This is a genomic window from Methylorubrum sp. POS3, assembly GCF_043352485.1.
GTDB classification, from domain to species: Bacteria; Pseudomonadota; Alphaproteobacteria; order Rhizobiales; family Beijerinckiaceae; genus Methylobacterium; species Methylobacterium suomiense.
In genome coordinates, this window is the sequence record NZ_JAPRBT010000001.1 from 1 (window position 1) to 20,171 (window position 20,171).

The 20,171-nt window shown below is 68.3% G+C and carries 20 protein-coding genes, 1 other RNA gene and 1 pseudogene; 13 read left to right on the top strand and 9 right to left on the bottom strand.

The annotated features are described in order from the left end of the window. The 4 genes and pseudogenes from OWC43_RS00005 to OWC43_RS00020 all read left to right on the top strand — a co-directional run. A partial coding sequence (locus tag OWC43_RS00005; RefSeq protein WP_393955228.1) for an RNB domain-containing ribonuclease occupies window positions 1-968 on the top strand: 968 nt, incomplete at its 5' end. A gap of 23 nt (window positions 969-991) precedes the next feature. Continuing rightward, on the top strand, window positions 992-1,486 hold the full coding sequence (locus OWC43_RS00010) for a DUF983 domain-containing protein (protein WP_393955229.1): 495 nt from the start codon (window positions 992-994) through the stop codon (window positions 1,484-1,486). Continuing rightward, window positions 1,437-2,207 carry an NUDIX domain-containing protein gene (locus OWC43_RS00015; protein WP_393955230.1) on the top strand — a complete coding sequence of 257 codons (771 nt, stop codon included), beginning with the start codon at window positions 1,437-1,439 and terminating at the stop codon, window positions 2,205-2,207. Before OWC43_RS00010 ends, OWC43_RS00015 begins: the two co-directional genes overlap by 50 nt. 275 nt (window positions 2,208-2,482) lie before the next feature. Then, window positions 2,483-4,438: pseudogene (locus OWC43_RS00020) on the top strand (PAS domain-containing protein). 85 nt (window positions 4,439-4,523) lie between these two features. Here the strand turns inward: OWC43_RS00020 and OWC43_RS00025 are convergent. Genes OWC43_RS00025 through OWC43_RS00035 form a run of 3 tightly spaced genes read right to left on the bottom strand, consistent with a single transcriptional unit; the run spans window position 4,524 to window position 7,272 of the window. Next, entirely contained in the window at window positions 4,524-5,399 is an 876-nt protein-coding gene (locus OWC43_RS00025; protein WP_393955231.1) for an SDR family oxidoreductase, read from the bottom strand. Then, a complete protein-coding gene (gene queG, locus OWC43_RS00030) occupies window positions 5,396-6,535 on the bottom strand; it encodes a tRNA epoxyqueuosine(34) reductase QueG (protein ID WP_393955232.1) in 1,140 nt (379 codons plus the stop codon). The genes OWC43_RS00025 and queG overlap by 4 nt, the downstream gene beginning before the upstream one ends. 44 nt (window positions 6,536-6,579) lie before the next feature. Continuing rightward, the gene (locus tag OWC43_RS00035) at window positions 6,580-7,272 is read right to left on the bottom strand and encodes a glutathione S-transferase family protein (RefSeq protein WP_137827253.1); all 693 of its coding nucleotides are present in this window, start codon (window positions 7,270-7,272) and stop codon (window positions 6,580-6,582) included. A gap of 256 nt (window positions 7,273-7,528) precedes the next feature. Here OWC43_RS00035 and OWC43_RS00040 point away from each other — a divergent pair, with 256 nt between their 5' ends. From OWC43_RS00040 to OWC43_RS00055, 4 genes are all read left to right on the top strand, one after another. Further along, window positions 7,529-8,380, top strand: coding sequence for an undecaprenyl-diphosphate phosphatase (locus OWC43_RS00040; RefSeq protein ID WP_393955233.1), 852 nt, complete (start codon window positions 7,529-7,531; stop codon window positions 8,378-8,380). A 143-nt stretch (window positions 8,381-8,523) separates the two neighbouring features. Further along, on the top strand, window positions 8,524-10,344 hold the full coding sequence (locus tag OWC43_RS00045) for a methylmalonyl-CoA mutase family protein (RefSeq protein WP_393955234.1): 1,821 nt from the start codon (window positions 8,524-8,526) through the stop codon (window positions 10,342-10,344). 102 nt (window positions 10,345-10,446) lie between these two features. After that, window positions 10,447-10,842 (top strand): hypothetical protein, encoded by a 396-nt coding sequence (locus OWC43_RS00050; RefSeq protein WP_393955235.1) that lies wholly within the window; start codon window positions 10,447-10,449, stop codon window positions 10,840-10,842. A gap of 132 nt (window positions 10,843-10,974) precedes the next feature. Beyond that, complete coding sequence (locus tag OWC43_RS00055) at window positions 10,975-11,433, top strand: hypothetical protein (protein ID WP_137827257.1); 459 nt, start codon at window positions 10,975-10,977, stop codon at window positions 11,431-11,433. Window positions 11,434-11,461: 28 nt separating this feature from the next. On the opposite strand, the gene OWC43_RS00060 is transcribed toward OWC43_RS00055, so the two are convergent. The 6 genes from OWC43_RS00060 to gap all read right to left on the bottom strand — a co-directional run bounded on the left by OWC43_RS00060 (window position 11,462) and on the right by gap (window position 17,345). Continuing rightward, a complete protein-coding gene (locus OWC43_RS00060) occupies window positions 11,462-12,553 on the bottom strand; it encodes a tetratricopeptide repeat protein (RefSeq protein ID WP_393955236.1) in 1,092 nt (363 codons plus the stop codon). Further along, entirely contained in the window at window positions 12,550-13,218 is a 669-nt protein-coding gene (locus OWC43_RS00065) for a thiamine phosphate synthase (protein WP_393955237.1), read from the bottom strand. The genes OWC43_RS00060 and OWC43_RS00065 overlap by 4 nt, the downstream gene beginning before the upstream one ends. A 10-nt stretch (window positions 13,219-13,228) precedes the next feature. Further along, window positions 13,229-14,296, bottom strand: coding sequence for a class II fructose-bisphosphate aldolase (gene fba / locus OWC43_RS00070; RefSeq protein WP_137827259.1), 1,068 nt, complete (start codon window positions 14,294-14,296; stop codon window positions 13,229-13,231). A gap of 229 nt (window positions 14,297-14,525) precedes the next feature. Continuing rightward, window positions 14,526-15,728, bottom strand: coding sequence for a phosphoglycerate kinase (locus OWC43_RS00075; RefSeq protein WP_393955238.1), 1,203 nt, complete (start codon window positions 15,726-15,728; stop codon window positions 14,526-14,528). A gap of 16 nt (window positions 15,729-15,744) precedes the next feature. After that, window positions 15,745-16,236 carry a hypothetical protein gene (locus tag OWC43_RS00080; protein ID WP_137827261.1) on the bottom strand — a complete coding sequence of 164 codons (492 nt, stop codon included), beginning with the start codon at window positions 16,234-16,236 and terminating at the stop codon, window positions 15,745-15,747. Between the two features lie 101 nt (window positions 16,237-16,337). Further along, window positions 16,338-17,345: a type I glyceraldehyde-3-phosphate dehydrogenase gene (gene gap, locus OWC43_RS00085; RefSeq protein WP_137827262.1), complete on the bottom strand. Its 1,008-nt coding sequence runs from the start codon at window positions 17,343-17,345 to the stop codon at window positions 16,338-16,340. 380 nt (window positions 17,346-17,725) lie between these two features. On the opposite strand from gap, the gene OWC43_RS00090 reads away from it, so the two are divergent. From OWC43_RS00090 to OWC43_RS00110, 5 genes are all read left to right on the top strand, one after another. Further along, window positions 17,726-18,028: a DUF4164 domain-containing protein gene (locus OWC43_RS00090; protein WP_137827263.1), complete on the top strand. Its 303-nt coding sequence runs from the start codon at window positions 17,726-17,728 to the stop codon at window positions 18,026-18,028. A gap of 19 nt (window positions 18,029-18,047) precedes the next feature. Next, window positions 18,048-18,383, top strand: coding sequence for a cell division protein ZapA (locus tag OWC43_RS00095; protein WP_393955239.1), 336 nt, complete (start codon window positions 18,048-18,050; stop codon window positions 18,381-18,383). Window positions 18,384-18,484: 101 nt separating this feature from the next. Then, a non-coding RNA gene (gene ssrS / locus OWC43_RS00100) (6S RNA) lies at window positions 18,485-18,641 on the top strand. Next, entirely contained in the window at window positions 18,631-19,221 is a 591-nt protein-coding gene (locus OWC43_RS00105; protein ID WP_393955240.1) for a 5-formyltetrahydrofolate cyclo-ligase, read from the top strand. The genes ssrS and OWC43_RS00105 overlap by 11 nt, the downstream gene beginning before the upstream one ends. 8 nt (window positions 19,222-19,229) lie before the next feature. Further along, window positions 19,230-20,051 carry a TIGR00282 family metallophosphoesterase gene (locus tag OWC43_RS00110; RefSeq protein WP_137827266.1) on the top strand — a complete coding sequence of 274 codons (822 nt, stop codon included), beginning with the start codon at window positions 19,230-19,232 and terminating at the stop codon, window positions 20,049-20,051. The last annotated feature ends 120 nt before the right edge of the window (window positions 20,052-20,171 follow it).

The following is a 20,171-nucleotide window of genomic DNA, read 5'->3' on the forward strand; positions in this document are numbered from 1 at the left end:
TCATGATCCAGGCCAACGTCGCCGCCGCCGAGACCCTGGAGGCGGCGAATTCTCCGCTGATCTATCGCGTCCACGACGAGCCGGCCCTGGAGAAGATGCGGGCGCTCTTGGAAGTGCTCGCCTCCATCGGCATCAAGATCACCAAGGCCGGGGCGCTCAGGGCCTCGCTGTTCAACCGCATCCTCGCCCAGGTGGCGGAGAGCGAGCACGCCATCTTCGTCAACGAAGTGGTGTTGCGCTCCCAGGCGCAGGCCGTCTACGCCGCGCAGAATCTCGGCCATTTCGGGCTCAATCTCCGCCGCTACGCGCATTTCACCTCGCCGATCCGGCGCTACGCCGACCTGATCGTGCACCGTGCCCTGGTGCGGGCCTGCAAGCTCGGCACCGACGGGCTGCCGACCGACGTGACGGCGGGCACGCTCGACGCGGTGGCCGAGCAGATCTCGGGCGCCGAGCGCCGGGCCATGGCGGCCGAGCGGGAGACCATCGACCGGCTCATCGCCGGCTACCTCGCCGACCGGGTCGGGGCGACCTTCGAGGGACGCATCTCCGGCGTGACCCGCGCCGGCCTGTTCGTGAAACTGTCCGAGACCGGAGCCGACGGCTTCGTTCCCGCCGCCACCATCGGCGCCGATTTCTACCGCCATGACGAGACCCTGCACGCCCTGGTCGGCGACCGCACCGGCGAGACCTATCGCCTGGGTGATCCGGTCGAGGTCCGGCTCGTGGAGGCCGCGGCGGTCGCGGGCGCGCTGCGCTTCGAGATCCTGTCGGAAGGGCGCAGCCGGTCCGGCCAGAAGGGCGGCGGACGCCGACCGGGCGCGGCGACCAGGGCCGGGAAGCCGACATTCGGAAAAGCGAAGATCGAGAAGGCGAAATCCGCGAAATCCCGGCCCGGCCGGGCCTCGACGAAGCCTCCGTCGACGGATGGCGACGGATCGCGGCGTCATCGCGGCTCGCGCCGCTGAGGCGGAGCAGGTAGGATCGGGCCATGGACATCCAGGCATTTCCCCCGCCGGACGCGGCGGCCGCGACGCGCACGCGGTTGATCCCGGCCATGGCTCGCGGTTTCCTCAACCGCTGCCCGCATTGCGGCAAGGGCCGCCTGTTCGGCCGCTTCCTCAAGGTCAGGCCCGAATGCGAAGCCTGCGGCCTCGCCATGGCGGAGCACCGGGCCGACGACCTGCCGCCCTATCTCGTGATCTTCCTCGTTGGGCATCTCGTCGGCTACCTCGTGTTGGAGGTCGAGATGGGCTACGACGTGCCGCTCTGGCTGTCGCTCACCGTCTGGCCGCTGCTCACTCTCGTCCTGGCGCTCGGGTTGCTCCAGCCGGTGAAGGGGGCGGTGATCGGCCTGCAATACGCGTTCGGCATGCATGGGTTCAGCGTGGCACCGCCCGTCCGAGACGGGCTCGGCGCAGGGGAGAGGCGCGGCGGTGAGGCAGGAACCCGAACAGGTGGCGCCCCCGGCCTCGGAAACGCCTGAGATCCCCTCCCCGGCACCGGTCGTTCCGGCCAAGGCGGTGGCGCTTCGTCCCCGCGATGCGGCAACGCTGATCGTCCTCGACCGGTCCCGCAAGGCCCTGCGCGTCCTCATGGGCAAGCGCAACGCGCGCCTCGCCTTCATGGGCGGCAAGTTCGTCTTTCCGGGGGGGCGGATCGAGCGGTCCGACCGGCAGATGCCGGTGGCGGGCGCCCTCTCGCAACGCGCCGACGACGCCCTGCGCGCCAAGCTTTCCCGCGCGCCCCATCACCTCGGCCGCTCACTCGCCCTCGCGGCGATCCGCGAGACCTACGAAGAGACCGGCCTCCTCATCGGGACGCGCGATTACGGTCCGCCGGAAGCCGTTCCGGAAGGCGCGTGGCAGGCCTTCGCCGAGGACGGCGTGATGCCCGATCTCGAAGCGCTCCATCTCGTGGCCCGGGCGATCACGCCGCCGAAGCGGCCGCGCCGGTTCGATACCCGCTTCTTCGTCGTCGATCGCCGAAGCGTCGCCGCCGAGCGGACCGGGATCGTCGGTCCCGAGGCCGAACTCACCGAACTGGCCTGGGTCACCCTCGATGATGCGCGCAAACTGGATCTGCCGCGCATCACCCGCATCGTTCTCGATGACCTCGAGGCCGCCGCATCGGCCGGTTTCCCGCCGTATCGACCGATCCCGTTCTACTTCGAGCGCCATGGCAAAAGCCTGCGCGAGGATATCTAGACGCTCAGTCGCCCGTGTTGAGACGGGTGGCTGCTTCGGCGATAGGGTGATCATCGTTGGAAATGTGGGGGCGCAACACAAGATCACCCCTAGACAAAACCCATGCAACTCAAGGTTCGTCTCATATCAAACCTCGTGGTGTGGCGGCCGCGAGATTCTCTGGCTGATGATGATGGCGACGATGCTCGTTTTCTGGATGCAAAGAGTACAAAATTAGCTGATTTTTTACGCGTTCATGCCAAATGTTAAGTTCTGATTGTATGTAGGTTCGCGCGATGTTTGCTGCCCTCCGCCGGTCCGAAGCGACGGCCAAGCTCGACGCCCTCAACCGCTCCCAGGCTGTCGTTACCTTCGCCCTCGACGGAACGATCCTCGACGCCAACGACAAGTTTCTCGGCCTGATGGGCTACGACCTCGCGGAAGTGCGCGGACGTCACCACAGGATCTTCGTCGATCCTCATGAGGTCACGACGCCCGCCTACGCGGCCTTCTGGGAGTCTCTGCGAGCGGGCACGTTTCAGGCGGCGGCCTATCGGCGGATCACGAAGGACGGGCGGGAAGTCTGGATCCGCGCTTCCTACAATCCCGTGCTCGATGCCCGCGGCAAGCCGGTGCAGATCGTCACATTCGCCCTCGACGTCACCGCCGAGCGTCTCGCCGCCGCCGAAACTGCCGGCCAGATCGCGGCCATCGACCGGTCGCAGGCGGTGATCCACTTCGACTTGGACGGCACCATCCGTCACGCCAACCCGAATTTCCTCAATGCCCTCGGCTACGAGTTCGGGGAGGTCGAGGGCCGCCATCACAGCCTGTTCGTCGATCCGGGCGAGGCCAGCTCGTCGGCTTACCGTGCTTTCTGGCAGGCGTTGTCGCGCGGCGAGTATCAGGCCGGCGAGTTTCGGCGTCGCGGCAAGGACGGCCGCGACGTGTGGATTCAAGCGAGCTACAACCCGATTTTCGATCCGACCGGCAAACCGATCAAGGTCGTGAAATACGCCAGCGACGTCACGTCGGCCAAGCTCGTCGCCGCCGACATGGCGGGGCAGGTCGAGGCGGCGCGTCGTTCACAGGCCGTCGTCGAGTTTGATACGGACGGCACCATCCTCGACGCGAACGAGAATTTTCTCGGTGCGATGGGGTACACCTTGGACGAGGTGCGGGGTCGGCATCACAGCCTCTTCGTGACCGCGGAGTACGCCCGCAGCCCGTCCTATGCCGGCTTTTGGGACAGCCTGCGCGAGGGGCGGTTCAGCTCGGCCGTCTATCAGCGGATCGGCAAGGGCGGCAAAGAGGTCTGGATCCAGGCATCCTACAACCCGGTGCTCGATGCGGCGGGTCGGCCGTTCAAGGTCGTGAAATACGCCTTCGACATCACGCAGAACATGCTGGTGCGCTCCAGCGCCATCGCCATGGCGGAACAGACCCTCGGGCGCGTGCGCGACGTCGCTGCGGCCTCCGAGGAGATGCATCGCACCTCGTCCGAGATCGCCGAGCAGATGGACCGCTCGAACCAAGCGGTCGGCGAGATTCAGAGCCGAATGGTCGAGGCCGGACAACTGTCCGAGCGGCTCGGCGACGCGGCCTCAGCGATGAACGGGGTCGTCGATCTGATCACTTCCATCGCTGAGTAGATCAACCTGTTGGCCCTGAACGCCACGATCGAGGCGGCCCGCGCGGGCGCCGCGGGCCGCGGCTTCGCCGTCGTCGCCACCGAGGTGAAGAGCTTGGCCGAACAGGCGCGCTCGGCGACCGGGCGCATCACCGGCGAAATCTCGGCGATGCAGGCGGTGTCACGGGAAGTCGGACAGGCCATGGCTTCCACCGCCTCCGTCGTCGACACCGTACAGGGCTTCATCGCCCAGACCGTCTCGGCGAGCGTGAAGCAGAGGGCGACCACCGGGCAGGTCAACGCCGACATGCAGGCGACCGCCGAGATCGTCGAGAGCTTCACCAGTAACCTCGATGCGTGGAGCATCGATCTGGAAGAAAGGCGCGGCGACGTGCGAGTGCGCGTCCTCGCCCATGCCCATGTCAGTTACACGCCGCCGCGCGGCGGCAGCGAGCGGACCGTCGAGTGCGAGGTGCTCAACCGCTCGAAATCCGGCGCCAAGCTGAGGGTCGTGGGGGGCGGCCTGCCGGAACGCTTCACGCTTCAATGCACCGGTGAGGCGCCGCTCGCCTGCCAGCGCATGTGGAACACCGGCGACGAGTTCGGCGTCCAGTTCATCTGAGGCGGCTGTTGAAGGGGCACGGGTTCTGGTGGAGGTCCCACGACGGTTGGAGTGCCGAGAACGAGGCGTGCAGGCGGCTACCGGTTCAGCGGCCGCGCTCGGCATCGGAGACCAGACCGGCCAGACCCTCACGGTAGGTCGGATAGGCGAGCGTGACGCCCAGCTCCCCGCGGATCAGGCCATTCCGGACGCGCTTGTTCTCGCCGTAGAAGCTGCGTGCCATCGGGCTCAGATCCGCCGTCTCGAAATCGACGGCGGGGGGGAGCGGCAGTCCGGTGAGAGCCGCGGCATGCTCGATCACCGTCTGAGGCGGCGCGGGCTCGTCGTCGGTGACGTTGTAGATCGCGCTGCCCCTCGGTCGATCGATCGAGGCCGCCAGCGTTGTGGCGATGTCGGCGACATGGATGCGGTTGAACACCTGCCCCGGCTTGACGATGCGCTGGGTGCGGCCCTCGCGCAGCTTCACGATGGGATTTCGGCCGGGTCCGTAGATGCCCGAGAGACGGAACACCTGCACCGCCTTGCCGGTCTCGGCCCCGAGCGCCAACCACGCCTCCTCGACCGCGAGGCGCTCGCGGGAGCGGGCACTTTTCGGGGTGGCGATTGTGCTTTCGTCGATCCAGGCGCCCCCCTGATCGCCGTAGACCCCGATGGTCGACAGATAGCCGATCCACCGGATCCGACTGGCCGCGATGGCCGCCCGGTAGCGAGAAAGCGCCGTGTCACCGTGGGGCCCGGGCGGAGCCGAGACGAGGAGGATGTCGGTATCGGCCAGGTCGTCGGCGATGCCGGGATCGTCCGTTTCCGGGCCGAAGGTCCGCAGGGTGAACCCGGTTTCGGCGGCGAGCTTTCGCGCGCGATCCGCCTCGGTCACCGTTCCCCGGACGGTGGTGAAACGCGACCGCTCGGATTCGGCGAAATGGCGGGCGGAGAAGCCGAAGCCGAAGACGAAGAGGTTCATGCGGGCGAGGTCTCCGAAGCGGGCGCCCCCTGAATAGGGGTGAGCGAGAGGGCGCGCCATTCGTCTCTCACATGGGCATCCGCCTCGTCCTGGCCATGGGCCGCGTAGAGGGCCGCGAGCCGCACGGCCGGGAACAGGCGCCCGCACGCCCAGACGGCGGCCCCCCGCACGGTCGGATCCGGGTCGGCGAGACAGCGCGCGGCCTCCTCGCCGAGGGCGGCATCCCCCGAATTGCCGATGGCGATGAGCACGTTGCGGAGCATGCGGTCGCGGCCGGTCCGTTTGACCGGCGTGCCGGCGAAGAAGGACCGGAAGCCGGCCTCGTCGAGCCGGGACAGCTCCGCCAGCGGAGGGGCGGCGAGATCGGACCGGGCCGCCATGCGCGACTCCCGCGCTTTGGCGGCGAACTTGTTCCAGGGACAGACCGCGAGGCAATCGTCGCAGCCGAAGATGCGATTGCCGATGCTCTCGCGGAATTCCTCCGGGATCGGGCCCGCATGCTCGATGGTGAGATAGGCGATGCAGCGCCGCGCATCGAGCTGATACGGGGTCGGGAAGGCGGCGGTCGGGCAAGCCTGGAGGCAGCGACGGCAGGAGCCGCAATGGTCGCCTTCGGGGGCGTCGATCGGGAGATCGGCGGCCGCGAAGATCGCGCCGAGCATGAGCCAATTGCCGTGCTGGCGCGAGAGCAGCACCGTGTGCTTGCCCTGCCAGCCGAGGCCGGCAGCCTGCGCGAGCGGCTTCTCCATCACCGGAGCCGTGTCGCAGAAGACCTTCACCGGCCTGCCCGAGCGCGCGGAGAGGAAGCCGCCGAGCTCCTTCAGCTTGCCCTTGATGACATCGTGGTAGTCGCGCCTCTGCGCATAGGTCGCGATGGCGCCGCGATCCCTCCGGGCCAGAAGCTCGAGCGGGTCGGTCTGCGGCCCGGCATTCATGCCGAGCATGACGACGCTGCGGACCTCGGGCCAGAGGGTGGACGGATCGGCCCGCTGGCCGGCGCGCTCCTCCATCCAGTCCATGCTGCCGTGATGCTCGGCCGCCAGCCAAGCCGGCAGCCGCTCGCGGGTCAGCGGGATTGCATCGGGGCGGGTGACGCGGAGGGCATCGAAGCCGAGTTTGCGGGCCCGTTCCTCCACGACCTGACGCAGGGCGGAACCGGTCAGGACCGTCCGTTCGAGCTTCAGAAATCCAGATTCGCGTAATGGGCCGATGGCGGCATTCCCGGTGCCCGGTCGGCGAGGAGGGGACGGAAGGACGGGCGGGACTTCACCCGCGCGTACCAATCCTTCGCCATCTCGTCCTCGTCCCATGGCACGTCGCCGAGATAATCCACGCAGGAAAGATGGGCCGCCGCCGCCAGATCCGCATAGGTCAGGTGGTCGCCCGCCAGCCAACGGCGTTGGCCGATGAGGTAGCCGATATATTTGAGGTGATAGCGCACATTGGTGCGCGCCGCGCGGATGGCGTTCATGTCCGGGGGACCACCACCCTCCGAACTCGGCATGAAGCGCTTGTCGATCTTCTCGGTGACGAGATACTCGGTCACCTCCCCGTTGAACTTCACGAGGAACCAGTCGAGCAGGCGGCGTACCTCGACGCGGGCGGTGGTGGTGTCGGGCAGGAGGCGCCGTCCGTTCAGGCCGAGTCCCCGTGTCTCGTCCAGATATTCGGCGATCACCCCCGCGCCGGGGATCGCGAGCCCGGTCTGCTCCACCAGCACCGGCGTGGTGCCCGCCGGGTTGACGATGAGAAAATCCCGGCGTCGCTCCCAGGCCCGTTCCTCCACGAGCACCGGTTCCATGCCCATCTCGGTGAGCGCGAGACGGATGAACCGCGAATTCGGACAGAACGGAGCGTGGTGAAGGGTCGCCATTGAGGCCGTGATTCAGCGTGACGTGTGAAGAAGCCGCCGGCTCGGCAACTCGCTGCGGCCGAGCATGACCCTGGCCGACAAGCCAGGATTATGTCCGGTCCGTTTCGGCCCCGTTAACACGCTTGATGCGTCTCGGTAACCGCGCGTCAACGCTGCCGCCCCAAAGCTGCCGCACCGCCGTCGTCTTGCCCGGTGTCGCGCGCCCGCCCACACGGCGCGGAATGGGCGCCGTGCCGGCGCGAGGAGCAGCAGACCCATGGATCTCGTCCTGATCGCGAAGGCGCTTGTGCTCGCCGTGGTGGAGGGAGCCACCGAGTTCATTCCGGTGTCCTCGACCGGTCACCAGCTGTTGGTCGGCCACTTCATCGGCTTCCACTCGCCGAACAACACCTTCGAAGTGCTGATCCAGCTCGGTGCGGTGCTGGCCATCCTCTACGCCTATTTCGGCAAGCTCTGGGGCATCGCGCGCAGCCTCCCGAACGACCCGAAGGCCCGGCGCTTCGTGGCAGCCGTTCTGGTTGCCTTCCTACCGGCGGCGATCATCGGCGGCCTCTTCTCAAAACTCATCAAAGCCTACCTGTTCAACCCGTGGATCATCTGCGCCACGCTGGTCGCGGGCGGCCTCGTGCTGCTGGTCATCGACGACATGGTCGGCGAACCCAAGGCGACCCCGGCCGACGAGAGCCACACCGATACGGTGGAGGCGCCGCGCAAGACCGACGTGTTCGAGTTCAGCCTGCCGATGGCGCTCAAGATCGGCATCTTCCAGTGTCTCGCGATGATCCCCGGCGTCTCGCGCTCGGGCGCCACCATCGTCGGCGCGATGCTGATGGGTGCGAGCAAGCGCTCAGCCACCGAATTCTCGTTCTACCTCGCCATGCCGACGATGGCCGGCGCTTTCGCCAAGGACCTTCTCGACAACTACAAGAACCTGTCCTCCGACGACGCCGCCCTGATCGTGATCGGGTTCGTGGCCGCCTTCGTCTCGGCGCTCATCGTGGTGCGGACCGTGCTCGACTACGTGTCCCGCCACGGATTCTGGCTGTTCGCGTGGTGGCGCATCATCGTCGGCTCGCTCGGCTTCGCGGGACTGATTATTTTTGGCTGACGCTTCAGGATTTTGAACGGTACCTGCGCTTCCACCCGGACTAAAGTCGGTTGTCGCTCCGCCGTGGCCCGTGCAAAGGCTTGCGGCCGAGCCGCCGCTCTTACAAGGAGCGAGCCGGAATCGCCGTACCGCCAGGGTTTACGATGGAAGATCGTCCGCTTGCCGAGTTGTTCGAGCCCGCGACCCGCGAGCGTTGGCGCAAGGCGGTCGATGCCGCGCTGAAGGGTGGCGATTACGAGAAGCGGCTCGTCTCGAAGACCGCGGACGGCCTTCGCATCGAACCGCTCTACGAGCCGGCAGCCCCCGTTGCCCAGCCGGTCAGGGCCCCCGGACCTTGGCGTCTGGCGCAGCGCATCGATCATCCCGACGCCGGAAAAGCCGCCGCCCAGGCGCTCACGGATCTCGAGGGGGGCGCCGACGCTCTGGTTCTGGTCGAGGCCGGGGCTCCCGCCGCCCGCGGCTTCGGCCTTGCCCTCACCGATGCCGATGGGCTCGAAGCCGCGCTGAACGGCGTGATGCTGCCGCTCATCGCCCTGCGGATCGACGCGTGCGAGCGCGGCTTCGAGGTCGCGGCACTGCTTAAGCAAGTGGTCGAGCGGCGCGGTGACGATCCGGCCGAACTCGATATCGATCTCGGCCTCGACCCGCTCGGCGGGCAGGCGGCGACCGGCCGGGTGAGCGAGGGCTGGGAAACGCGGCTCTCTCAGGTGCTCACCGATTTTTCCCCCTATCGCGGCCGTGTGGCTCTGGCCGATGCCCGCCCCTACCACGAGGCCGGCGCCAGCGAAGTGCAGGAACTGGCCGCCGTGCTCGCCACGGCCGTCGCTTATCTCCGCGCGCTCGAGGCGGGCGGACACGATCTGGACCGGGCGCGGGAGGCGATCTCCGTGCTGCTCGTGGCGGATGCCGACGAATTCCTGACCATCGCCAAGTTCCGGGCGATCCGCCGCCTCTGGGCACGGGTCGAGGAAGCCTGCGGGCTGGAGCCGAAGCCCCTGCGGGTGCTGGCCGAGACCGCGTGGCGAATGATGACGCGCCGCGATCCCTTCGTGAACATCCTGCGCACGACCATGGCTTCGGCATCCGCGGGCCTCGGCGGCGCCGATTCGGTCACCGCCCTGCCCTACACCCTCGCGCTCGGCCTCCCCGATGCCTTCGCGCGCCGCGTGGTGCGCAACAGCCAGATCGTGCTCCTGGAGGAATCGAACCTCGCCAAGGTGTCGGATCCGGCCGCGGGCGCTGGTGGGTTCGAGGCGCTGACCGCCGAACTGACCGAAAAGGCCTGGGCGGCCTTCCAGGAGATCGAGCGGGAGGGCGGGCTCGCCCGGAGCCTCGCCTCCGGCGCCCTCGCCGGCCGGATCGAAGGCGTGCGAACGGCGCGCGAGCGTGCGGTCGCGACCCGCAAGCAGCCGCTGACCGGCGCCAGCGAGTTCCCCTCTCTCGCCGAGAAGCCGGTGGCGGTGCTCGACGTGGCGCCGCGCGAGGCGGAAGCGCGACCGGCCGGTGCCCTTCCCTCCCTGCGCGTCGCCGAGCCCTACGAAGCCCTGCGCGACGCCTCCGACGCCGTCCTGGCGCTGGGCGGCCAGCGCCCTGTCGTGTTCCTGGCCAATCTCGGGCCGGTCGCCGTTCACAATGCCCGCTCGACCTTTGCGGCCAACGCCTTCGCTGCGGGCGGGATCGAGGCGCTCGACAACGATGGCTTCTCCGACGTCGCCGCTCTCACGGACGCCTTCAAGGCGTCCGGCGCACGGCTCGCCTGTCTCTGCTCGTCGGACAAGCTCTACGAGACCGAGGCCGTCCCGGCGGCCCGCGCCCTGAAGGCGGCGGGCTGCGGTACGCTCTACCTCGCCGGGAAGCCCGCGGATGAAGCGAGCCTGCGCGAAGCGGGGGTCGATGGTTTCCTGTTCGCGGGATGCGATCTGCTCGCTCTCCTGACCGAGGCGGGGATTCGCGCGAAGGGCTGACCCGGGCGCCATTCGGACACGCCTTGACTCTCCCGGCATCGAACCAATGTTCGGCCGGGTGCAGGGCGATCCTGCCGTATGTGGACAGCCGGACCCGACGCCATGCGCCTGCCGATTCTCGCGACCTGCCTTTCCGCCGCCATCGCTGTGACGGTGGCTGGTCCGGTCGATGCCGCCCAGCGCAAGGTACAGGTACCGCACCGCTATGACGGGCGCTGGAGCATCGAGGTGGTCACGCGCGACGGTCCCTGCGATCGGGCCTACCGCTACGGCGTTCAGATCCAACGCGGCGAAGCGGTCTACGGTGGCGGCGAAGTCAATATCCAGGGGCGCGTCTCACAGAACGGCGCGGTCCGCGGGTTGATCTCCCGCGGCCAGGACTCCGCCCAGGTGGTCGGTCGATTGACCCCCGCCGGCAGCGGCTCGGGCACGTGGCAGACCGTTGGTGGCGGGCTCATCAGCTGCAGCGGCAACTGGAATGCCGTGCGCCGCGGCTGAACGGCACATGTGGCGCCCGGGCGACAGGCTGATTTTGTCTCGCACTGCGTCATGAAGCGCGGCTCAGCGCCCTAGATCTGACGATTTGTTCAGCAAAGAATGCGGGCGTTCGACACTGGTTCGAGACGCCCCATGAAAGCCGTGCTGCTCTGCGGTCTTGCCGTCGCTCTAGCCTCCTCCGCGGCGGAGGCGCGACCCGCCCGTCAGCGCGAGCGCGTGCCCGGCACGGCCCATGTCGTGTTGAGCCCCCTCGAAGACGCGGCCACGGCCTGCTTCGCCGAGACGGTGCTGTCGAATCCGAAGGCGATGCGGCTGGCCCGCGACGGTCGCTGGTACGAGGCGGCCGGGGTGATCGGCTTCCTCTGCCGTCCGGAAGTCCAGCGCATGGCGGTCGCCCATGACCAGCTCTACGGGCGCGGCACCGGTGAGCGCTACTTCAAGGGCGCCTATGCCCGGCATCTCGACAAGCAACTCGCTGCCCGCCTCCAGCCCCTGCTCGAGACGAAATCGGTCGCCAGCGCCGAACCGCCGGTGGACAAGGCGTCCGTGACGGACATCTCGGACACCGGCGCGACCGCCGAAGATCACTGAGTCATTCGGCGGCGGAGACCGATCTCGTTCAAGGCTGGAGGTTGGCTCGCTCCGCGGCCAAGGCTTCGGCACGCTTTCGCTCTTCGGGATTGAGACCGGCGGTTCCCTGGTCGAGGATCTCGTCCGGCCGTCCCTGAGCTGCGGCGGCGAGGTTCCACGCTGCCGCCTCGACGAGGTTCTTCGGCATGCCCCGTCCGGCTAGGTAAAGCCGGGCGATCCGGTTCTGTGCGATGGCATTGCCCCGCCGAGCCGCGTGCAGGAAGTAACGGCCGGCCCGCGCCTCGTCCTTGGTCACGCCGTCGCCGAGGAACAGCCGGATCGCGAACTCGACCTCGCCCGCCAGATCGCCGTTGTCGGCGGCACGCCGGAACCACTGCGCCGCCTGCACCGTGTCCTTCTGGACGCCCTTACCCTGCAGATACAGCACCCCGAGTGCGTGCTGCGCCGGCGGGATTTCGGCCTCCGCCGCCTTGCGGAAATTGGCCGCGGCCTTGATGTGCTCCTCCGGCTTCGCATCGCCGATCTGAATCAGCGCGAGGTTGTAGGCGGCGCTCGGCTCGCCGCGCTGCGCCGCCTGCTCGAGCCAACTGCGCCCGGTCTTCATGTCCTTGGGCTGGCCGCGCCCATCCATCGCCATCAGACCGAGGGAGGCCATGGCGTGCGCCTCGCCCTGTGCCGCGGCGAGGCGATACCATTCCAGCGCCCGTTTCGGGTCCTGCTTGATCCCGAGGCCCTGATTGTAGAGTTCGCCCAGCAGCGTCATGGCCGGGGCATCTTTCGGATTCGCCTCGATCCGCTTCGTCGCCTCGCGGAAGGCGGTGACGTAGCGTCCGCGCTGATAGGCGCCGTAGGCCGCGTCGGAATTGGGATCGGCTTTGGCGGGCTGCGCGCCGTCGGATTTGACGCTGTAGGGCGAGGGCAATTCGCGATCCAGGCCCTGCCCGCTCGCCTTCGGTGCGACGTCCTTGCCCGGCGGCACCGTCGCAGGCGCCTTCGGAGCCGCCCACGGCGTTCCCGGCGCGAGGAGGAGCCCAGCGAGCGCTGCGACGAGGGAGGGCCGACCGGCCCGGCCGCCGCGACGCCTCGACTTCGGAAAATCCGAAACGTTGAGAAGTATCATCGAGCCTGGTCGAGAGCCGCCTGCGCCGTCCGCACGCCCCCGGCATCGCCGAACCAGAGGGCGCTTTCGAGGCCGACGAACTCGGCGCCCGTCGCGGCGAGGGCTGCGACCTCATCAGCCTGCGCTGCCACGGCGATGCAGGGCGTCTCGAAGATTTCGGCCCACCAAGCGGCGCGCTCCCGCACGTCCGCCGCGTCGGGTGCGCCCCCATCCGCGAACAGACCACCGAACAGCAGATAATCGGCGCCGGCCTCGCCGGCCAACATGGCGGCGTCCCGCGATCCCAGCAGGCCGCCCGCCCCGAGGATGCGCCCGTCCCGAAGGCGCCCGCGCAGGTCGCGCAAGGTCTCGTCCTCGGCGCGATCGACATGCACGCCGTCCGCCCCGCCACGGGCCGACACCGAGACGAGATCGCCGGGATAGTCCGGCACGGCGACGACGACCGCCGCGCCCCGCTCCTGCGCCGGCGGACAGAGCCGCTTGAGCAGGGATACGAGGCTGCGCTCGTCGGACGGGGCCAGACGGAGGATCACCGCCGCAACGTCCCCCGCCGCGCAGGCGGCGTCGAGCGCCTCGGCGGCCGCGTCGGCCTCGGCGGGACCGAGACCGTAGGGTGACAGGAGGGCGAGGCGAGGCTTGGGGCCTGCTGGTTGTGGGTCACTCAAGGCAGAGCTCTCAGGCGTCGATACGCGGATCGAGCGAGCCGCTGGCGTAGCGCTTGGCCATTTCGGCGACCGAGATCGGACGGATCTTGCTGCCCTGCCCGGCGGTGTTGAACTCCTCGAAGCGCTGCTTGCACAGCTTGGTCATCGCTTCCATGGCAGGCTTCAGATACTTGCGCGGATCGAACTCCTCCGGGGTCTCCGTCAGGACGCGGCGGATCTGGCCGGTCATCGCCATGCGGTTGTCGGTGTCGATGTTGATCTTGCGCACGCCGTGCTTGATGCCGCGCTGGATCTCCTCCACCGGCACGCCCCAGGTCGGCTTCATCTGGCCGCCGAACTTGTTGATGATGTCCTGCAATTCCTGCGGCACGGAGGAGGAGCCGTGCATGACCAGGTGCGTCGTCGGCAGGCGACGATGGATCTCCTCGATCACGTTCATGGCCAGCACGTCGCCGTCGGGCTGGCGGGTGAACTTGTAGGCGCCGTGGCTGGTCCCCATCGCCACCGCCAGGGCATCCACCTTGGTCTCGCGGACGAACTTCACCGCCTCTTCCGGGTCGGTCAGGAGCTGATCGTGGGACAGTTCGCCCTCGGCGCCGTGTCCATCCTCGGCTTCGCCGGTGCCGCTCTCCAGGGAGCCCAGCACGCCGAGCTCACCCTCGACCGAGACGCCGGCCCAATGGGCCATCTTGGTGACGTTGCGGGTGATGTCGACATTGTAGGCGTAGTCGGCCGGGGTCTTGCCGTCTGCCTTCAGCGAACCGTCCATCATCACCGAGGTGAAGCCGTACTGGATCGCGGTGGCGCACGTGGCTTCGTTGTTGCCATGGTCGAGATGCATGCAGACCGGGATGTGCGGGTAGATCTCGACGAGACCGTCGATCAGCTTCGCCAGCACCACGTCATTGGCATAGGCGCGGGCGCCGCGGCTCGCCTGCAGGATCACCGGTGAATCCGTGGCGTCGGCTGCCGCCATGATGGCGAGGCCCTGCTCCATGTTGTTCAGGTTGAAGGCGGGCACGCCGTAGCCGTACTCGGCGGCGTGGTCGAGAAGCTGCCGGAGGGTGATGCGTGCCATGGTTCAAACCTCGTCCGATGCGGCCTTGCGCGGGCCAATCTCTTCAGGGCGTATATAGGCGGTTACGCGCCGTCAGCCTGCGCCCCGGCGTCAAAAACTTGAGCATATCCGCCGAATTCGTCGCGACCCGAACCCTTCCCGCCCGAAATCGGTACGAACCGATTTCGGCATTCGCGGGCGGTATCGGGTGGGGCCCGAAATCCGCGCGGGTAGGGGAACGGAGCGGGCGTCAGCCCTTCGCGCGCAGGGCCTCGACGCCCGGAAGCTCCTTGCCCTCAAGCCATTCGAGGAACGCGCCGCCCGCGGTCGAGACGTAGGAGAAATCCTCGCCGACGCCCGCATGGTTGAGAGCCGCCACCGTGTCGCCGCCACCGGCCACGCTGACGAGCTGTCCGGCCTTCGTGCGGGCCGCCGCATGGCGGGCGACCGCGACCGTGCCGGTGTCGAAGGGGGTGAGCTCGAAGGCGCCGAGGGGGCCGTTCCACACCAGCGTGCGGGCTTCGTCGATGGCGCCGTCGATCGTCGACATGGAGGCGGCGCCGACATCGAGGATCATCGCATCGGAGGGAACGGCATCGACCGTCACCGTCTCGTTCTCGGCATTCGCCTTGAACTCGCGGGCCACCAGTGCGTCGGCGGGCAGGATGATGGTGCAGTTCTTCTCCTTGGCCGCCGCGAGGATGCGCTGGGCCGTCTCGGCCAGATCCTTCTCGCAGAGCGACTTGCCGACATCCTTGCCCTGCGCGTGCAGGAAGGTGTTGGCCATGCCGCCGCCGATCACCAGCATGTCGACCTTGGCGACGAGGTTCTCCAGAAGGTCGATCTTGGTCGAGACCTTGGCGCCGCCGACAATGGCGATGACGGGACGGCTGGGAGATTCCAATCCCTTGGTCAGCGCGTCGAGCTCGGCTTGCATCAGGCGTCCGGCATAGGCCGGCAGCACACGGGCGAGGCCCTCGGTCGAGGCATGCGCGCGATGGGCGGCGGAGAATGCCTCGTTGACGTAGATGTCGCCGTTGGCGGCCAGCGCCTTCGTGAACTCGGGGTCGTTCTTCTCCTCACCGGCGTGGTAGCGGGTGTTTTCGAGGAGAAGCACGTCACCGTCCTTGAGAGCGCCGACGGCCGAGGCTGCGGCGTCGCCGATGCAATCCTCGCCGAAGGCCACCGGCTTGCCGACCTTGTCCGAAAGCGTCGACAGGATCGGCTTCAGCGAGTCCTTGGGGTCGGGCTTGCCCTTCGGACGGCCGAAATGCGCGAGCAGAATGACCTTCCCGCCCTTCTCGGCGATCTCGCGGATCGTCGGCACCACCCGCTCGATGCGGGTCGCATCGGTCACGCGGTCCCCTTCCATGGGAACGTTGAGATCCACGCGCAGGAGCACGCGCTTGCCCTGGAGCGGGCCGGCATCGTCGAGGGTGCGGAAATCGGTCATGCCGGTCGGATCGCTCTTACGGGTTGGTCGTGGAGGTCGGTGCCGAGCCGCCCAGGCTCGGGGGGAGCAGCTTGTCGAGATTCGCCCGCTGCACGGCGACCATCAGGGCGACGGTGAGCACGGCGGTGATGAGCGCGGTGAGCACCAGGGCGCCGGTCCCGGGGAGCCGGTTGATGCGGTCGGCCATGCCGCGCACTTCGCCGCGCAGCGAGGCGAGATCGGCCTGACGGGCCGCCTCGTTCATGCGCGAGGACGCGTTCTCCACCTTCTCCTCGACGCGCGAGAGCAGCGCCTCCGAGCGGGCATATTTGTCCTCGATGCGGGCTGTCTTGTCCTCGATGCGGGCAAGCTGATCGGAAGCATTGACCGGCGCGGCGGCGGAGAGACCGGCCTTGTCCGTTGTCGGCTTCACCGTGGAGGCCGCTGCGGGCGATGGTGCCGCGGAAGCGGGTGGGGTGGTCGGGATGAAGTCGGTCCCGGACGACTGGGTCGGCGAGGTCTCGGTCATCGCGTGCACACCTGTTTGAGGGAAGGCGAGTTCGCCCTCGGAACGCTTACGAGGCGGCCGGCATCAGGCCGGCCGCCTCGCATTCGGCGGTGATCAGGTGATTAGATCAGCTTGGCCATGGCGACGGCGGTGTCGGCCATGCGGTTCGAGAAGCCCCACTCGTTGTCGTACCAGGACAGGATGCGCACGAAGGTGCCGTCCATGACCTTGGTCTGATCGAGGTGGAAGGTGGACGAGTGCGGATCGTGGTTGAAGTCGATCGACACGTTCGGCCGGTCGGTGACGCCCAGCACGCCCTTGAGCGGACCGGAGGCGGCCGCCTTGATCGCCTCGTTGATTTCCTCGACCGAGGTCGCGCGCTTGGCCGTGAAAACGAGATCGACCGCCGAGACGTTCGGGGTCGGCACGCGGATCGCGGTCCCGTCGAGCTTGCCCTTCAGCTCCGGCAGGACCAGGCCGACGGCCTTGGCCGCACCGGTCGAGGTCGGGATCATCGAAAGGGCCGCGGCGCGCGCCCGGTACAGATCCTTGTGCATCTGATCGAGCGAGGGCTGGTCGTTGGTGTAGGAGTGGATCGTGGTCATGAAGCCGCGCTCGATGCCGACGGTCTCGTTGAGGACCTTGGCGACCGGCGCGAGGCAGTTCGTCGTGCAGGAGGCGTTCGAGACGACGAGGTGATCGGCCGTCAAACCGTCGTGGTTGACGCCGTAGACCACGGTGAGGTCGGCCCCGTCGGCGGGGGCCGAGACGAGGACGCGCTTGGCGCCGGCGTCGAGATGGGCCTTGGCCTTGTCCTTCGAGGTGAAGATGCCGGTGCATTCGAGCGCGATGTCGACGCCGAGATCGCGGTGCGGAAGTTCCGCCGGGTTGCGCACGGCCGTGACCTTGATGCGCTTGCCGTTGATGACGATGGCGTCGCCCTCGACCGCAACCTCGGCCGGGAAACGGCCGTGGACCGAATCGTAGCGCAGGAGGTGGGCATTGGTCTCGACCGGGCCGAGATCGTTGATCGCCACGACCTCGATGTCGGTGCGGCCGGCCTCGACGATGGCGCGCAGCACGTTGCGGCCGATGCGCCCGAACCCGTTGATGGCAACCTTGACGGTCACGGCGTGACTCCTTGTATGTGGGGCGCGCCAGCGCGCCGATGGGGGACCAGTGATGCGGTGCGCCGAGGCTCCGCGGCCGACGATGACGCGACCGCTCCAAGCGGGGCCGCGCTGAACCTGAGATGAACCGGGCGACGGCCCACACCCGCACGCGTCCGGACGGCGGACGGTCTGCGCGGGGAGCCGGAGAAGGGCACGGTGAGACTTCCGTTTGAACGGCGGCTCGCGAAAGGCGTGAGCGGGCCGGGCGCGGGCTCTCTAACATGGCGACCGGGGCTGTCAAAGATCGTGGGCATCGCTGCCAACAGGCTGGAATTTCGAATACGCTTGGCTGAAACGTCTTGAGCCGGGGCGGAGCGGAAAAGGATCGATCGGGCGGTATGGCGAAGACCGAGAGACAGCCGGCGACGGTCAACCTAGAGGAAGCGATCGGCCGGCTCGATGCGGCCTTGGCCCTGCTGGAGAACGCGGTGGCCCGACGGCTCGAAGCCGAGCGTAGCCGCGGTGATCGGGATACCGAATTCGCCCTGCTGGAGGAGGATCGCGCCCGGCTCGCCGCCGAACTCGACGCCGCCGGCGCCCGGCTGGCGCGCATGAACGTCACCACCGGCGAAGTCGGCCGTCGCCTCGATCGCGCCATCGAGACAGTGAAGGATGTCCTGTCCGGCCCGTCCGGCGCGTAACCGAGAGAAACTGCGTCCCATGCCCCATGTCAGCGTCACCATCGCGGGCAAGAGCTACCGGATGGCCTGCGGCGCGGGCGAGGAGAGCCACCTCGAAACGCTCGCGGGCGAGCTCGACCGGCGGGTCACCGATATGCGCGGGGCCTTCGGTGAGATCGGCGACATGCGCCTCCAGATCATGGCGGCGCTGACGCTGGTCGATGAATTGCAGGAAGCGCGCCGCCGCATCGAGGACATGGAACGTGAGGCCGCGCGAGAGGCCGGCGAGCAGGCGCGTCTGGCCGCGGGCGTCGGCGTCGCCGCCGAGCGCATCGATCGATTGGCGCGCGCCCTATCGGGACAGCCCGGGGGATAAGCTCCGTCCGAGCGCGGGAGATCGAGCCGGCACCCGATTTCTTCGCGCTTCGCGGCATTCGGCCCCTGGCGTCCGGGCCCCGGCACGTCTATCTCTCGTGGGCGGGGCTGCAGAGTTCGTCAGGAGAACTTTCCCCGGGGCCTTATCGACTCCCTAGGGAGCTGTTCCTGGCCTCGTCCGTGGACTTGGCCAACACGGCGCCCACCTACTCTGTAGGTTTCCCGGGATCGACACTCCAACGGCTCAGGTGGCTCCGCACTCTTCCCCCCGACGCGCCCACAAGGCGCAACTCCGCGCCGAGGTCCTGGCCCGGCGCGACGCTCTCTCGCCCGAGACCCGTCTTGCCGGATCACAGCAGGCCGCCGCGTTCATCGCCGGTCTTCCGGAGCTGGCGCAAGCGCCGCTGGTCGGGGCCTTCTGGCCGATCCGGAGCGAGATCGATCCGCGCCCGCTGATCGAACGCCTGTTCGCCCGTGGGCAGCGGGTCGCCCTGCCGAAGGTGACCAAGCAGGGGCTCGTCTTTCGCGAGTGGCGAGCCGGCGAGGAACTAGTGAAGGGCGGTTTCGGGCTGTCCGAGCCGCGCGACGACCTCCCTCCCCTCGATCCGACCGCATTGATCGTGCCGCTCGCCGCCTTCGACCGGGCCGGGCAGCGGATCGGCTACGGCGCGGGCTATTACGATCAGGCGATCGAGCGGCTGTCGAAGAACGGCCCGGTGCTGACGATCGGCATCGCCTTCTCGGTCCAGGAGATTCCGGAAGTCCCGGCCGAGCCGCATGACCGTCCCCTCGACCACATGGTCACCGAGGAAGGTCCGGTACCGCTCCGGCAAGTCTGAGTTCGTTCATGCGTATCCTCTTCCTCGGCGACATCGTCGGACGTCCGGGCCGTCAGGCCGTCACCGACCGCCTGCCCGGGCTGCGCGAGCGCTGGCGGCTCGATTGCGTCGTCATCAACGGCGAGAACGCCGCCGGTGGCTTCGGCATCACCGAGTCGATCTGCGACGAGATCCTCCAAGCGGGTGCCGATGCCGTGACGCTCGGCAATCACTCCTTCGATCAGCGCGAGGCTCTGGTCTTCATCGCCCGGCAGCCCCGGCTGATCCGGCCCGCCAATTACCCGCCGGGCACGCCGGGACGCGGCGCCACGGTGATCGAGACGGCGCGGGGCGCCCGCGTCCTCGTCGTCAACGTGATGGGCCGGATCTATCTCGATCCCCTCGACGACCCGTTCGCGGCGGCCGACCGCGAATTGGAGGCCTGCCCGCTCGGGGCGGCGGCCGATGCTGTGATCGTCGACATGCATGCCGAGGCCACCAGCGAGAAGCAGGCGATGGGCCATTTCCTCGATGGGCGGGCCACGCTCGTCGTCGGCACGCATACCCATGTGCCCACCGCCGACCACCGTGTCCTGCCTGGCGGCACCGCCTACCTGTCGGATGCCGGCATGTGCGGCGACTACGATTCGGTGCTCGGCATGCAGAAGGAAGAGCCGGTTCGCCGCTTCCTTCAGAAGACACCGGGCTCGCGCTTGGAGGCCGCCACCGGCCCCGGCACGCTCTGCGGGATCGCCGTCGAAACGGACGATTCTACGGGGCTCGCGAACAAGGTCTGGGCGGTGCGGCTCGGGCCGCATCTGGACGAGAGCTGGCCACGGGAATGGGATTAGCGGCCATTCCGCGTCGACGCCCCTGACGCGGGGAGGCCCGGTGACTTGATCGTCAAAGGCCAAGTCGCCAGAGTGCCGCCGCTTTTCTCCCGCGCGCGGTGCCCTCCCCCTGGCGTCGGC